The following is a 15,054-nucleotide window of genomic DNA, read 5'->3' as shown; positions in this document are numbered from 1 at the left end:
ACGCTTTGGCTCCAGCGTAGTAATTCTCAAGTAAAAAGCAGAGACGCATCTGGTTGCGTCTCTGCTTTTTTCAAGACCTTTGTATCTTGCCGCATGGTTGAACTGAAAAGAATAGATAACGAGCGGGACCTTAAAACCGCTTTCTCGATACGGGAGCAGGTATTTGTGCAGGAACAACAGGTGCCCCGCGAGGCAGAGTATGATGCGCACGAGCCGGTTTCACAGCATTACCTCGCCACCTATGAAAGCGTGCCCTGTGGCGCTGCCCGTTGGCGCGTAACAGATAAAGGAGTTAAGCTGGAGCGCTTCGCAGTGTTGCCGGCTTACCGAAACAAGAACGTTGGTAGCGAGGTGCTGCAGGCGGTGCTGGAAGATGTGCAGACGGCATACCCAAACCAGAAAATATACTTGCATGCCCAGTTGCCGGCAGTAAACTTTTACCTGCGCCACGGCTTTGTACCGGAAGGCGATCTGTTTACGGAGTGCGACATACAGCATTATAAAATGGTGTACAACGGCTGATGCTGCGGTGGGCACCATACCCGTTTATCCGCATTACGCTAAGTTTTATAGCAGGCATCCTGCTGTACTTTTATGTAGGCAAAGATTTCAGCTATAGTGCCGAAGTCTTTGCCTTTTTTGTTGGCCTATACTTGTTCGCCTGGCTGCTGGCACGCAAGTATAAAGCACCACAGGTAACTGATGCAGCTGGTATACTGGGGCTGCTCTGCTTTATGGCGGGCGGCTTTTGGGTAACGCAGCTGCACACTGAACAATACCGGCCGCAGCACCTGTTGCATTTAGCCGAACAGCCGGCACATTACCTCGGCGTTATAGATGATTATGTGGTGCAGAAGGCCGGCTATCAGCGCACGGTGATGCAGGTGCGGCAGGTGCAGGTAAACGGCCAGTGGCAAACCGCCGAAGGTAAAGTAGAACTGACAGTGCCCCACGATTCCGAGCGGCCGTACGAACTGACATATGGCGATGTGCTGCTGGTGAAAGGTTCGCCGGAGCGGGTAGCGCCACCTGCCAATCCCGAACAGTTCGATTACCGGTCTTACCTGGCCAACAAAGGGATATACTACCGCCATTACCTGAAGCCGCACCAATATCAGAAAATTGCGTTCGATCCGTCGTGGAGCCTGCTGTATAGGAGCATGCAGCTGCGGCGGCACTTGGATGCGCTGCTGCGCCAGCAGATACGTACGCGGCGCGAGTATGGGATCTCTTCGGCATTGCTGCTGGGCGTGAAAGATGATTTGGATAACAGCATCCGGCAGGCCTACGCCAATACCGGCACCATGCATGTGCTGGCCGTGTCCGGGTTGCACGTGGGCCTGATCTACATTGTGCTGATGTTGTTGCTGAGCCGCTTTAACCGCAGCAGCCGGCAGCGTGTACTGGGCGCCCTGCTGGTGCTAGGTGTGCTGTGGCTGTACGCGTTTGTGACAGGCCTGTCGCCTTCGGTGCTGCGGGCGGTGGTCATGTTCAGCCTGGTGACGGTAGGGCTGGCCCTGCAACGGCGTACGAGCATTTACAATACCATTGCATTTGCGGCCTGGGTACTGCTGTTACTAAATCCTTATTACCTGCTGGATGTAGGTTTTCAGCTCTCTTTTCTGGCTGTGCTCGGCATCGTTTACCTGCAACCGAAGCTTTATAGTTTGTTGGAGCTAAACGCCTGGCTCCCGGAAAAGCTATGGGCGCTGTTTACGGTGTCTGTGGCAGCGCAGGTAGCCACACTGCCGCTGGGCTTATACTATTTCCACCAGTTCCCGGTCTACTTCTGGCTGGCCAACATGGTAGTGGTGCCGCTGGCGATGCTGGTGCTTTATTCGGGTATGCTGGCGGTGGCAGTAAGCTGGGTGCCTTGGCTGGGCAGCCTGTTGTTTGGCGTACACCAGGTGCTGGTTTATATCATGAATGACCTGAACCTATGGATGCAGCAATGGCCGGCGGCTCGCATCAATGGTATTAGCATTTCTGGGTGGCAGACGCTGCTGCTTTATGCATTACTGGTTTTGTTCCTGCTTTTCCTGACCTTAAAGCAGCTCCGCTTTCTGGTATTGGCGGCTGTACTTGTCGCCATATTTTCTGTGCAGCAAATGGGAGAGGTGCTGGCGCAAAGACAACAGCACGTACTCGCTATCTACAGCTTACGGCGCGCGTCGGGTATGGCCCTGGTGCAGGGGCAGTCGGCTGTGCTGCTGGCCGACTCAGCCCTCCGGGAAAATGATGCTGCCTATACCTATAACATTCAGCCGCACTTCTGGCGTCTGGGCGTAGAGCAGCCGCAATTTGCATCCTTTACGGGTTCCGTGCCCCGGCTAAATGCCCGCTATACGTTGCTGCCCGATAGCAACAGCCTGCTGGTGTGGCACGGCCAGCGGATATTGCTGCTATCACATCCGCCAACGCTTCGCTCCAAAGCACCACTGCAGTTGGACTACCTCCTGCTGCGCCACAACGTGCGCCTGAAACCGCAGGACATCCAACACTATACTTTCCGGAAACTTGTTGTGGATGGCTCCAGCAGTCTCTGGTATCGCCAGCGCCTCCGGCAGCAACTTGACACTCTCGGCTTAGCCTACTACGATGTGGCCGACTCCGGGGCGCTGGTGCTCAAAACAAACTGAGCTTTAGGATGAAGGAATTTATACTTGACTTCAGAGGCCACATCGATCCTGTCTTGCTGATTTTCTTAAGCGCCAAGTCAGATAAGCGGATATTGAAGACGTTTCGCTTCACTTGAGCAGGTTAAGAATGTGCACACATTGCTCAGTAGTTGTAAAATCAGCTCTTTAAACTTCATTTCAGCTAGAGCGGCACTTATACTTGTTTTTGGTGATCAAGAAGTATAAAAATGCGCTGGTTCTTTCTGAGAAGGGGCTGAAGAAAAGCCTTTCCTTGTCGCTCCGCCACATGTCTCTTCCTTTTCGTATCTTTGCCTATCATAACAGCAACAACAATGAGCGACTATACCCCATTAAGTGAAGTAGGTGAATTTGGCCTGATCAAGGTGATTAATGAAAAGGTGGAGCTGCGGAATGCCTCTACCATTAAAGGCATTGGCGACGATGCCGCCATCATAGAGCCGCAGGAAAAGCAGATCGTGGTATCAAGCGACATGCTGCTGGAAGGCGTACACTTTGATTTGACCTTCTGCCCGTTGAAGCACCTGGGTTATAAGGCGGTGGCGGTAAACGTGTCTGATATTGCGGCAATGTATGCTACCCCTACGCAGATCACAGTAAACATAGCGCTTGGTGCCCGGTATACTTTGGAGGCTGTCGAAGAGCTTTACGAAGGTATACGGATGGCGTGCGAGAACTATAAAGTAGACTTGGTTGGTGGCGATACCACCTCTTCCAGATCAGGACTGGTGCTCAGCATAACGGCTATCGGGGAGGTGGCGCAAGGAGAGGCAGTGCTCCGCAGCGGTGCGCAGGTAAACGATCTGATCTGCGTAACCGGTGACCTGGGAGCCGCCTACATGGGCCTGCAGATACTCGAGCGCGAAAAGCAAGCTTACCTGGCAAACCCCGACATGCAGCCGGAACTGGAAAGCAAGCAGTATATTGTTGGGCGCCAGCTGCGGCCCGAAGCCCGCATGGATGTAGTACATGATCTGAAAGCGCGTGGCATCAAACCCACTTCTATGATTGATGTATCTGACGGGCTGGCATCGGAGCTGTTCCACATTTGCAAGCAATCGAACGTTGGAGCCACTGTGTATAAAGACAACCTGCCGGCCGACCAGCAGATGCTGCAAACAGCGCTGGAGTTCAACATCGACCCGCTGACCTGCATCATGAACGGCGGTGAAGACTATGAGCTGCTTTTCACAGTGCCACTGTCAGCGTACGATGAGCTAAAGAACCACCCGGACATCACCATCATCGGCAAAATAACAGAAGCCAGCGACGGTGTGAACCTCGCCACTAAATCCGGCCAGGCTTACCCGCTGAAAGCACAGGGATGGAGCCATTTTTAAATGTTAAAAGCACGTAGCAGCATAAAACAAGAAGGGGAAGCCACACGGCTTCCCCTTCTTGTTTTATGCTTAAAGGCACCTGCAAGGTGCAGAGGCTACGCAGCAAAACCGCTGGCTATACTTGTGTGCTGTTTCGGATTTCTTCATCCGAAACAGCAGGGGAATTCTAATACCAGTAAACCTTCCTACTTGTGGGAGCCAAGCACTTTATACTTCCACAGGTGTGATCAGCGGCGGTTATGCGCCGGCACGCGGACAAAGATGTCCGATACAGCGGAATTTATATTTCTCGATCTATACTTTCGCAAGTATGCAGGCCTGCGGGTGATTGCTACGGGAAACGCTTCTAGCTACGTTTTTCAATCCTCCGGGAAAGGGATGTACACGAAGTTCTGGAAGTCGCCGTCTACCACAAAGAGGCAACAGTACTCGTCGGGGTCTTTGTAAGCAGCTTTAAACTCGTCTACTTTCTCAGGTAGCACCAGCTGGCGCTGCACGAAGTCCTCGAGGTAAGAAGCATTGATGTTCCACTCCAGCGCCACTTCTTCTTTGGCCAGAAAAAAAGAGCCGACAGGTACCTGCGTGCGGCTGAAGACAAAGATCGGGTAATCTGATATTTTGCGTTTGCGCACCTGGTACGATGCCTCGCGCAATGTTTCGGCTACAACTACAAAATCTTTGGAGATGGTGCCGAGGTATTTGCCATTTAATTCCGGATCGTTTTCCATATTTATTTTTGCATAGCACATAGCCAGGCTTGGTGAAGTATACTTCCTCTAAGCACTGCTTATGCGTAAATCAGCAATCGATTTATAGCGTACTAGGCGCTACGTTTTGTTAACAGAACAATATTTTCTACGTGGTGCGTCTGCGGGAACATGTCTACCGGCTGTACGCGTGCCACATCATACTTGGCCGAGAGCAATTCCAGGTCGCGGGCCTGCGTAGCCGGGTTACAACTTACGTACACCAGGCGCTCAGGGTGCATCTGCAGTAGCTTCTCCACCACATCTTCGTGCATGCCGGCTCGGGGTGGGTCCGTAATCACCACATCCGGCTGGCCGTGGCGGGCCACCAGCTCATCCGACAAAATGTCTTTCATATCGCCGGCATAAAAGGTGGTGTTGGTGATGTTGTTGATTTGCGAATTGATCTTCGCATCTTCAATCGCGCTGGGCACATACTCAATGCCAATGACTTCACGGCTCTGGGCCGCCACAAAATTGGCGATCGTACCGGCTCCGGTATAGAGGTCATATACCAGTTCTTTGCCTGTGAGCCCGGCAAATTCGCGCGTCTTTTTGTAGAGCTCGTAGGCCTGGTCCGCATTGGTCTGGTAAAACGACTTAGGCCCTACACGGAACCGGATGCCTTCCATCTCCTCGTGTATGTAAGGCAGGCCATGGTAGCAGACCACCTCCAGGTCGTGGTAAGTTTCGTTGCCTTTTGGGTTCACCACGTACTGCAGCGACGTGATCTCCGGAAATGTTATTTTCAGGTGCTCCAATACACCAAGTATAGCCTCCTGATCGTCTCGCTTCACCTGCAGCAGCACCATCAGTTCGCCGGTATTGGCGGTGCGGATAATAAGGTTACGGAGAAAGCCTTCCTGCTTCACGGCATCATAAAAGTTCAGGCCGTGTGCCCGTGCATATTGTCGGACCTCCAGCCGGATAGCATTGGACGGGTCGGGCTGCAGGTAACAGTGCTGGATGTCGAGGATCTTGTCGAAGCGGCCCGGAATGTGAAAGCCAAGAGCATTGCGGTCAAACTCCTCCCCAGACTTGATTTGCTCGTTGGTGAGCCAGCCATTACCCGAGAAAGTAAACTCCAGTTTATTACGGTAATACCGGGTTTTGGCGGAGCCCAGGATTGGATCAAACTCCGGCAGGGGCACCTTGCCAATGCGCTCCAGGTTATCTTTCACCTGTTTCTGCTTATAGTATAGCTGGGTGCTGTAGCCGATGTGCTGCCACTTGCAGCCGCCGCATACCCCAAAGTGCTCGCAAAAAGGCTCCACGCGCAGCTCCGAAAACTGGTGAAACGCCACCGGCTCCGCCTCCAGGAAACTCTTCTTTTTGCGGGTCACGCGCAGGTCCACTACGTCGCCGGGAGCCACGCCACCCACAAAAATTACCATATTATTGTGGCGCGCCAGGCATTTGCCTTCTGCCACCATCTCATCTATGCGTACGTTTTCGAGAATCTCGAATTTGTTCTTCTTTTTCTTTTTCACAATGGTGCAAAATTAATCAATTTTTAGGAGAAGCAGGAGGGTGGGGGAGTATTCAATATTGCTTGTGAGCGCGCTTTTTTGCAAGGATGATTGTTAACTGTTGTTAATCTGTTATACTTCCGGCTATACTTGCCAGCTATTGTTTGATGCGCAGCTTTATACTTGTCCTATTGCATCCCAAGCTTTGGAGCGCTCTGGCCCGCGAGGGCACGTCCTGGGGGTGCAGGGGCCCCCGACAAGGGCATCGCGCTGTTTTCGTTTCCTGCCCTCGTACCTCGGGCTGCCTCGCCAAAAGGTCGTCACCGCAAACTCTCGAGGCGCTCCACCCAAGGACTGGAATCTTTCTCTTAGCTGCTGTCTTTTACAGTTCCGGGTCCAAGCACCCCCTCCTTAAAAGGAGAGGTGCTTTACTTACTACGGGTTCTGTATTCCTTTTTCCTCTTTCCTGTCATCCTGAAAGGGTCTTGGTAGAAGGGAGATCAAACTTCAGCTATTTCACTTCTACTTCTCACGTCCAACAGCCGGATCCCTCCACAAGGAGGGTAGGGAGGTGTTCCTGATCAGCCAAACAACAGCGCTTTTACTCCAGCCAAAGCAGTAGCAGATTTTCTCTCCTCGGAGAAGCCATGGGTGGGATCTAGAGCCGTCGTGTAGTAACCGTAACAGCCGCATTGCTGTGTTCATTTAACAGAAGCGACGAGGCGCAACAGCCAGCGTTCATCATTAGCAATTTATACTTAGTTTTGTGCCGGTAATAGAGCAGCATGAATATGAAAAATAAAGTAGTCATCGTTACAGGTGGCACATCCGGCATTGGCAAAGCGCTGGCCTTCGCGTTTGGTAAGGCAGGGGCAAAGGTAGCGTTCTCCGGTCGCAAGCTGCAGGGGCTGGAAGAGACTTCAGCAGAACTGACAGCGGCAGGCATTGATAACCTGCCGATACAGGCGGATGTAAGCCAGGAAGAGGAGTGCCGTCGTATGGTGCAGGAAACGGTAAGCAAGTATGGCCAACTGGATGTGCTGATCAACAATGCGGGGATTTCCATGCGTGCTCTTTTTGAGGATGTGGACCTGGAGGTGCTCCGCAAAGTAATGGACATTAACTTCTGGGGAACAGTGTACAGCACCAAATTTGCGCTGCCTTACATTCAGCAGGCGAAAGGCTCTGTTATCGGCATCTCCTCGGTGGCCGGTTACCGGGGGCTTCCGGCGCGTACCGGCTATTCGGCCTCCAAGTTTGCCATGCATGGGTTCCTGGAGACGCTGCGCACGGAGTTGCTGCACTCGGGCGTGCACGTGCTGCTGGCCTGTCCGGGTTTTACAGCTTCTAACATCCGCAACGTGGCGCTTTCGGCTAACGGGCAGCAGCAGGGAGAGACGCCGCGTGAAGAAGAGAAAATGATGAGCGCCGAAGAAGTAGCCAACCGCATTCTGCACGCTACTATCAAACGCAAACGCGATCTGCTGATGACGACGCAGGGAAAAATGGCCGTGTGGGTGAACAAACTCTTCCCGAGTCTGGCCGATAAGCTGGTGTACAATGTAATGGCCAAGGAGAAGGATTCGCCACTAAAAAAGTAGTGGTTGCACGTTTTTCGTTGATCGTTTGGCGCGTGGAAGATTGATCAAAACTTAATCCTCTACCTGCTATAGGTTTTCACAGTTTATAGAATCGAAAACGATTAACGAAAAAAGCATAACGTTCAGCGGGCAACGCTTACGCTTAAGGTAGCTCTACGAGGTTGCTCTTGCGGATGTATGCTTTCTCACCTTTCCATTTGATCTCGTACCAGATGTCCTGCTCGCCCGTAATGGGCACTTTGTGGCCCTTGGTAGTAGTAGCTAGCCAGGAAGCACCGGCAGAAGGAGCCGACATGATGGCCGCATTGCTGTGCGTGATAATACCTTCATCGCCTAAGTTAAGAAAATTAATATAGTATAAGATAAACACCAGGTATAGACTGAAACCGATCTTAAAGGCCTTGGTAAACTGGTGGCCTCTGCGCCAACTCATGAACATTACCGTTACAGTGACTACGGCTACTAGCAGCATCAGCTCCAGAATGCGCATGTAATGTTTGCTGAACTGCGTTTTAAAGAATTGCAGGTCGTTATACTCATAGCCCTGCAGGCGGTGTGCCTGTGCGAGTTCTTCCATCTTTTTGAGCACTGAGCGGCTGGGCTCTTTGGTATAGAAGAGGTGGAGGTAGTACATGGCACCCGTATAATCGTGCAGCCCCTCCCGGATATAGGCCATTTTCAGGAGCATTTGCGGCGAATAAAGCTGCTGATCTTTTAGTATTTGGGCATATAAGGTATAGGCTTCGGTATAATGCTGCCGCTGAAACAACGAATCAGCTTTCGTAAGCGTGGAGTTAGGTGGCTGGCTATAAGCCGGTTTGCTAAAGGCGAGCAAAAAAAGAAGGAAAAAGGCAGATATTTTGAACTTAAGGCTTTGCATTTAAAATCTTAGCTGTTACTTTTGCATCGCAATTAAGGGAAACGCCCCTGGTACTGCAAGTTAGTAAAAGATTCTGTAGCTCAGCTGGTAGAGCAATACACTTTTAATGTATGGGTCCTGGGTTCGAATCCCAGCGGGATCACAAGTGAAAGTAAGAAGCCTTTCTAATCAGGAAGGCTTCTTCGTTCTGACACTTTAAAGAAGGAGAGCAGCAGGAAGCTTAAAATAAATTTTGCAATTTAGAATTAAGCACTTAATTTTGCCCTCCCAAACAAGGGAACAACAGTACTGATTCTGTAGCTCAGCTGGTAGAGCAATACACTTTTAATGTATGGGTCCTGGGTTCGAATCCCAGCGGGATCACACAAAAAAGCCACTCCGAAACGAGTGGCTTTTTTTATTTAGCAACGGTTGGGGCAGTAAACCCCTGCTGCCGTATGCTGGCAAAAGTATACTTGCAAAGCTAACCATGCTCCGCAGCAGGGCTTCAGGCAGAATGTATCAAGCTTTAAAGGTCGGCTGCTTCGGGCTCGTAGAAAGATTTAAGCAGTTGCAGCGCCGGGTGATCTGAGTTGCGTATCTGGAATTTCAGGAATGTATTGGCGTCGAGATCGCGGAAGCCTGTCTTTTGATGAAGCTCCTCAAAGCTAAGGCTGCGCAGCCCCATGCTCCAGTTCGGGAAGTTGCGTTGCAACAAGGAGTCTTCCGCCAGCACCAGGCTCTTGGCATGCCGTTGGTCCTGTTCAATGGTTTGGTAAAGTTGCTGCACCACCTGCTCTTCTCCTTCCAGCAATTGCACAAACATATCCTCCACATATAAGAGTAGTCCGGTAATCCCGTAGCGCTCGTTGTTGCGCCTGCTAACCTGTAGGATATGGTCGAGATCTGACGCCGTTAACGAGGGGCAGACGTTGCTTTGATAAAGCAGGAAATAAAGCATAAGCACATGCGCCTAGAGTAGCAGTTTGATTTATAGCTCATAAAAATAATAAAAGTATGTGAACCTGGAAACAATGCTGACGTGCTTTTTAGCGAATTTTAAACGGAAAAGAATTGACTGTTTAAAGTGGCGGATGCCGCTAAGTTTAAGGTATAAAGGAACTGCAGGAGGGGCTCAGGCTTCAGCTTTATAGAGTGTCTCGAATAGCTTATACTTATACTTCGGATATTCCTTCAACACAGCGATCATCGTAAAAAACGCACTACCAATCAGCAGCGGGTAGAGGAGGTAGAGCAGCGGGTGCAGCAAAGGCAGGCAGAGCATGCCGACGATCAGAACAGACAGGATGCTGTAAAGGTAAGACGTTTTAGCACTGAAGCTGAACACGCCGCTAACAACGGCTTTGGGGCTGCTGAACGAAGCGACAATGCTCAAGGGTGTTAGCACCAGCACTGTGGCGCCGTAAAACAGCACAATAAAGAGGGCCATCTGCTGGTTGAATAAGGCCACGTATACGGCCGTCAAGGCAGCATCGATGAGCAGCGGCACTCGCAGCGGCAGCAGACTTCCTTTTACAAAGGCCAGGTAGCTGCTGTTGGCCCGCTCCAGTGTAAGCCACAGGTTGCGGTAAAAGCCCCAGGCATTGTTAAACACATAAGTATAAAGGATGGCAGGGCCCATGAACAGCCACACAGACATGTTCTGATCGTAAAGGTGGCGGCCCTTCAGGGTATAGGACACCACATCAATCGCCAGTATTACTACTTTAAAACCAAGCCCGAAAATGATCATCTGCTTCGCCAGCTTGTGATTTTTGAACAGGCGCCAGCTCAGACTTCGTTTCGCATGCTGGCTGTCATTCACTTCGCGGCGCTTTGGCTCCAGCGCGGCCTGCTCCAAAAAAAAGTTTGAAGCCAGGAAAAAGCCAAAAGCAGCCAGGTGCACGACCAGCAGAAACGGCGTATGAGCGGCTTCAAACATGGGCGCGCGCAGCTGCAGTGCCACAAAAGCGGCCGCCATTACTGCCGAAGCCCGGAAGGTGCTATGGCTCCACCTGATCTTCCGCTCCACGAGCAGTTGCAGCGAGCGGCGCGTTACATGGGCTGTGAGCAGGACCATGATGCTCTGCAACAGGTCTAGGAAGCTAAAATCAGCCGACAGCATGAAGAGCAGGAGCAGGAAGTTGAGCAGCATCAGGTAAAAAGGCGAGGCCAGCTCCACCACCAGCTCTACCCAAAACCGTTGCACCGGCGGCACAGGATAAAGGCGGGAAATAAACTCAGTGCGGGGTGTGTACGCCGGAAAAAAGCCGCGCATCACCACCACCACCAGCAAGAGCAGATTTATATAGCGCAGAATGCTCTCCACGGTTTCGTTAAAGTCGCCGGTGTGCGCCTTTGCTAACAGAAAGGAGAACATGCCGCTGTAAACACCGGACAGCAGGATGCCTGAGGCCAGCAGCAAGGCACGCTGTACCTTATTATGACGGAAGTAATTGTTTAGCCTGGCGCGACAGGAGTATAAGATCAGATCCATTTAATTCAGTTAAGAGTTTAAAGTCCTAAGTTGAGAGTTGTTCAGGGCGGTAACTCTTCACTAATTCAGCATCCAGTCGATGTTGGCTTCCGGGTTGTGGTGCGGGAGCAGCATGTGAAACAGAGCCTGGTCGATGAGGTTCTTGCCGTTCATGGTAAACTCTTCTATCGTGCCGTTATACATCAGTTGGCCGTCGTTCAGCACGCCAATGTGCGTCGCCACACGCTCCACATAGTTCAGGTCATGCGACGAGATAAGGATGATGCGGTTGGGGTTACGGTAGCTCCGGATAAGTTGCACCAGCAGTTGCGCTGCAATGGGGTCGAGACCGGTAAATGGTTCGTCGAGCAGCAGCACACGGGGTTTGTGCAGAATAGCGGCCGCAATGCCGATCTTCTTTTTCATACCAGTGGAGTAGCCGGCAATGTTCTTGTGCAGCGACTCACGATCCGAAAAAAAGTAGTTGGTGAGGCTGGAGATGCGCTCTTCTGTTTCTGCCGGATCCAGGCGGTAGAGCTTCGCCACAAAGTTCAGGTACTCCAGCCCTGTAAATTCTTCTATCAGGGGATTGTCTTCGCAAAGCGCTCCCAGGTTTTGCTTTACCTCCAGGCTATGGTCTGCATAATCTTTGTCAAACAGCCGAATGCTGCCGGCGTCGGGTTTTACCAGGTCAAGAATGCAGTGGAGAAAAGTGCTTTTGCCTACGCCGTTCTTCCCAAGCAGGCAGTAACATTGTCCTTTTTCAATGGTGAGGTCGAGGTGTTGCAATATTTGCTTCTTCCCGAAAGCCTTCGATAATCCCGTTATAGCTACGCTCATAAATCAACCGGTATAATACAGCCGAAGCGGCGGCAATGTGCCTGCTTGTCCCAAATTAATGCGAAAATGGTAAATACGCCTAACCTCATAAGGCCTTGAAGGGTGCTGCTACAATAGTAACAAGCTTCTTTATGTTTTGCTTAGGCTGTTTGGTAGAAGTAACATCCGGAGGTGTGAAGAAGGTTTCTGCAGGAGGGAGAGAAAAATAACTTTTTATAGAAGCAGCCTCTCAAAACCAGAGGTATAGGGAAGCTGCATAAACTTTATTTTTACAAGAGGCAGCGGCAGGTTGCAAATATCATATGGGCTCTTTACTTTTGCATCCACATTTTACCTGCGCACGTGGTGAAATCGGTAGACACGCCATCTTGAGGGGGTGGTGCCTTCGGGTGTGGGAGTTCGAATCTCCCCGTGCGCACTTTTCCTTTCTCCTTTCAACCCTTCTCCCCTGTATTATTGATTAAACTGCAGGCGCAGCTAGCCTCGCTGCTGGCTTTCCGCTGCAGCTGTTGGTGTTTTGCTATACTCGTCCAAGTATGTTTACTCATATTTTCAAAGTGAGTTTTGTTGTTTTAGCTGAAGTATAAGCGTTGCTGCTAAGCCGGATCCAACCACCCCTGCCCCTCAGTGCTACGCCCGCAAGTGTCGAACTCGCGTTCTCACTTGTCTAAGGAGGGGAGTCTGCTTCAGAAGAAAGAAAAGTAGAAGTTGTATTGCTGACGCTCCGCTCCAAGTCCTGATTCGCTTCATTACACTAGTTATACTTGAGCAAAAGTATAAGCAGGAGCTATCTGGAAGGATTCCAGTACTTAGGTTGAGCGCCTAGCCTGCTAAAGTATAAACCACAGCTAGCAAGTATAACCAGAATACGTTTGCTGAGTATCAGACCAAAGCTACCAAGTAGGTCGTACGAGTAGTATTGGAAGTATAAGCGAAATGTATCCTTCCTCAAACAGAAAACATAGCAGAAGTATGACCGCTTCAATCCCAACGCTCCCTTATTTAAACAAATTTCATATAGCTGCCGCACTACCGCCAAATCCATCAAATTACGTACCTTTGTAAGATTTTGCGGGGCAGTGGCATCTTTAAGGGCAGTTGGTTGTTGTAAAGCAGCACACCTGGCGGCTGCAGATGCTTTTTACGCCGCAGCAAGCGCATACACAGTAATAGCAGAGTTTCATTAATGGCAAAACGCGGATTCGAATTAAACGGAGCGCAGGACAACGAAGGCAAAAAACGCATCACCAAAGAGAGCTTTCGTCGCGGACTTCAGATCTTCAATTACGTACTCCCCTACAAGTATAAATTCATCGTCGGACTGGGCTTTTTAGTGCTCTCGAGTCTCACTTTTATGGTGTTCCCCTTCCTGGTGGGCAAGCTGGTCGACTCCTCCACGGGCAACGCCGACTGGTTCCTCAAGGACATCAACATGATTTCACTGGGGCTGTTTGTAATCATCCTGCTGCAGGGCATCTTCTCCTTTTTCCGGGTATACTTTTTTGCACAGGTGAGCGAGAACGCCATAGCGGACATTCGGCGCGACCTGTACAGCAAGTTTGTGATGCTGCCTATCCCTTTTTACGAAAAGCGGCGCGTGGGAGAAATTACCAGCCGGATCACCACGGATGTGGCGCAGGTGCAGGACAGCTTCTCAATTACCCTGGCTGAACTTTTCCGGCAGGTAACTACGCTGCTGGTGGGCATCGTCATCATCATGTGGACCTCCATCAAGCTTTCGCTGTTCATGCTGGCTACCTTCCCGGTGCTGGTAGCGCTAGCTTTCGTATTTGGGCGCAAGATAAAAGGACTGTCTAAACGCACGCAAGACGAGCTGGCCAACACCAACGTCATTGTGGAGGAAACGATGCAGGCCATCAATACGGTTAAAGCCTTTACCAACGAATTGTTTGAAGTAGGCCGGTATAAATCATCGCTGGACAAGGCGGTGAAAACGGCATTATCGGCGGCTTATTACCGGGGCGCCTTTATCACGTTTATCATTGTAGGCCTGTTTGGCGGCATTATCCTGGTCATTTGGTACGGCTCTACGCTGGTGCATAACGGCGATATTAAGATTGGAGAGCTGATCTCCTTTATCATTTATACCGTGTTCATCGGGGCCTCAGTGGGGGGCTTGGGAGAGCTGTATGGCAAAGTGCAGGCGGCCCTTGGTGCAACGGAGCGCATCCTGGAGATCCTAAACGAGCCGGAAGAGCCAACTGACAAGAGCCAGCGCGCCCTCAGCCAAATGCCTAAACTGCGCGGCGACATCACGTATCACAATGTGGCTTTTTCTTATCCTACCCGGCCAGATATACCTGTGCTGCGCGATATCAACTTCAGCATTCAGGCGGGCGAGAAGATTGCGCTGGTTGGCCCAAGTGGTGCTGGCAAGTCTACCATTGTGCAGCTGCTTATGCGTTTTTATGACGTAGCAGACGGCGGCATTACGGTAGATGCAAAAGATATCCGCAACCTGGACCTGACCACCCTGCGCGCCAACATCGGCATCGTGCCGCAGGAGGTGCTGCTGTTTGGGGGCACTATCCGCGAAAACATTGCCTATGGCCGGCCGGAAGCAACGGAAGCGGAAATTATAGAGGCGGCTCGCAAAGCCAATGCCTGGAATTTTGTGCAGACTTTTCCGGAGGGGCTGGACACGCTGGTTGGTGAACGCGGCGTGAAGCTGTCGGGCGGGCAGCGGCAGCGCATTGCTATTGCAAGGGCCATACTTAAAAACCCTTCGATACTGGTATTGGATGAGGCCACCTCTGCGCTGGACTCTGAATCGGAGCAACTGGTGCAGCAGGCCATGGACGAGCTGATGAAGGGCCGTACCTCCATTGTGATCGCACACCGCCTCAGCACCATCCGCAAGGTAGACAAGATCCTGGTAATAGATGGCGGCGAAATCGTGGAGGAAGGCTCACACGATTCCCTGTCGATGAACGAGAATGGCATTTACGCCAACTTGCTGCGACTGCAGTTCGAACTGAGCTAAGTAAGTATATTTAAGCTTAAAAGGGTGCGCCCTGGCAAAATGCCAGGGCGCACCCTTTTAAG

The 15,054-nt window shown here is 51.2% G+C and carries 11 protein-coding genes and 3 tRNA genes; 8 read left to right on the top strand and 6 right to left on the bottom strand.

From position 1 onward, the window contains the following. The first annotated feature begins 93 nt into the window (after positions 1 to 93). The 3 genes from ABDW72_RS18860 (at position 94) to thiL (ending at position 3,997) form a co-directional block, all read left to right on the top strand. Positions 94 to 522, top strand: coding sequence for a GNAT family N-acetyltransferase (locus ABDW72_RS18860; protein ID WP_347160159.1), 429 nt, complete (start codon positions 94 to 96; stop codon positions 520 to 522). Next, complete coding sequence (locus tag ABDW72_RS18855) at positions 522 to 2,639, top strand: ComEC/Rec2 family competence protein (protein WP_347160158.1); 2,118 nt, start codon at positions 522 to 524, stop codon at positions 2,637 to 2,639. Before ABDW72_RS18860 ends, ABDW72_RS18855 begins: the two co-directional genes overlap by 1 nt. 332 nt (positions 2,640 to 2,971) lie before the next feature. Beyond that, entirely contained in the window at positions 2,972 to 3,997 is a 1,026-nt protein-coding gene (gene thiL / locus ABDW72_RS18850) for a thiamine-phosphate kinase (protein WP_347160157.1), read from the top strand. A 359-nt stretch (positions 3,998 to 4,356) separates the two neighbouring features. Here the strand turns inward: thiL and ABDW72_RS18845 are convergent, their stop codons facing one another. Further along, positions 4,357 to 4,725 (bottom strand): hypothetical protein, encoded by a 369-nt coding sequence (locus tag ABDW72_RS18845; RefSeq protein WP_347160156.1) that lies wholly within the window; start codon positions 4,723 to 4,725, stop codon positions 4,357 to 4,359. A 92-nt stretch (positions 4,726 to 4,817) separates the two neighbouring features. After that, complete coding sequence (gene rlmD, locus ABDW72_RS18840) at positions 4,818 to 6,236, bottom strand: 23S rRNA (uracil(1939)-C(5))-methyltransferase RlmD (RefSeq protein WP_347160175.1); 1,419 nt, start codon at positions 6,234 to 6,236, stop codon at positions 4,818 to 4,820. A 767-nt stretch (positions 6,237 to 7,003) separates the two neighbouring features. On the opposite strand from rlmD, the gene ABDW72_RS18835 reads away from it, so the two are divergent. Next, positions 7,004 to 7,813, top strand: coding sequence for an SDR family oxidoreductase (locus ABDW72_RS18835; RefSeq protein ID WP_347160155.1), 810 nt, complete (start codon positions 7,004 to 7,006; stop codon positions 7,811 to 7,813). 142 nt (positions 7,814 to 7,955) lie between these two features. Here the strand turns inward: ABDW72_RS18835 and ABDW72_RS18830 are convergent, their stop codons facing one another. Next, the gene (locus ABDW72_RS18830) at positions 7,956 to 8,693 is read right to left on the bottom strand and encodes an SH3 domain-containing protein (protein ID WP_347160154.1); all 738 of its coding nucleotides are present in this window, start codon (positions 8,691 to 8,693) and stop codon (positions 7,956 to 7,958) included. Positions 8,694 to 8,762: 69 nt separating this feature from the next. Here ABDW72_RS18830 and ABDW72_RS18825 point away from each other — a divergent pair. Both ABDW72_RS18825 and ABDW72_RS18820 read left to right on the top strand, forming a co-directional pair. Further along, positions 8,763 to 8,835: transfer RNA gene (locus ABDW72_RS18825), tRNA-Lys, on the top strand. 148 nt (positions 8,836 to 8,983) lie between these two features. Further along, positions 8,984 to 9,056 (top strand) — tRNA-Lys (locus ABDW72_RS18820). A gap of 145 nt (positions 9,057 to 9,201) precedes the next feature. Here the strand turns inward: ABDW72_RS18820 and ABDW72_RS18815 are convergent. The 3 genes from ABDW72_RS18815 to ABDW72_RS18805 all read right to left on the bottom strand — a co-directional run bounded on the left by ABDW72_RS18815 (position 9,202) and on the right by ABDW72_RS18805 (position 11,988). Continuing rightward, the gene (locus ABDW72_RS18815) at positions 9,202 to 9,633 is read right to left on the bottom strand and encodes a BLUF domain-containing protein (RefSeq protein ID WP_347160153.1); all 432 of its coding nucleotides are present in this window, start codon (positions 9,631 to 9,633) and stop codon (positions 9,202 to 9,204) included. A gap of 174 nt (positions 9,634 to 9,807) precedes the next feature. Further along, positions 9,808 to 11,169, bottom strand: coding sequence for a hypothetical protein (locus ABDW72_RS18810; RefSeq protein WP_347160152.1), 1,362 nt, complete (start codon positions 11,167 to 11,169; stop codon positions 9,808 to 9,810). Positions 11,170 to 11,229: 60 nt separating this feature from the next. Then, positions 11,230 to 11,988, bottom strand: a complete 759-nt coding sequence (locus tag ABDW72_RS18805) for an ABC transporter ATP-binding protein (protein WP_347160151.1) — start codon at positions 11,986 to 11,988, stop codon at positions 11,230 to 11,232. Between the two features lie 336 nt (positions 11,989 to 12,324). Between ABDW72_RS18805 and ABDW72_RS18800 the strand changes: the two genes are divergently transcribed. Together ABDW72_RS18800 and ABDW72_RS18795 are read left to right on the top strand one after the other, a co-directional pair. Then, positions 12,325 to 12,406, top strand: a tRNA-Leu gene (locus ABDW72_RS18800). A gap of 768 nt (positions 12,407 to 13,174) precedes the next feature. Continuing rightward, positions 13,175 to 14,992 carry an ABC transporter ATP-binding protein gene (locus ABDW72_RS18795; RefSeq protein ID WP_347160150.1) on the top strand — a complete coding sequence of 606 codons (1,818 nt, stop codon included), beginning with the start codon at positions 13,175 to 13,177 and terminating at the stop codon, positions 14,990 to 14,992. The last annotated feature ends 62 nt before the right edge of the window (positions 14,993 to 15,054 follow it).

Source organism: Pontibacter chitinilyticus, assembly GCF_039748935.1.
GTDB lineage: Bacteria > Bacteroidota > Bacteroidia > Cytophagales > Hymenobacteraceae > Pontibacter > Pontibacter chitinilyticus.
The sequence above is the reverse complement of the archived record's forward strand: the minus strand, read 5'-3'. Positions and strand labels throughout refer to the sequence as shown.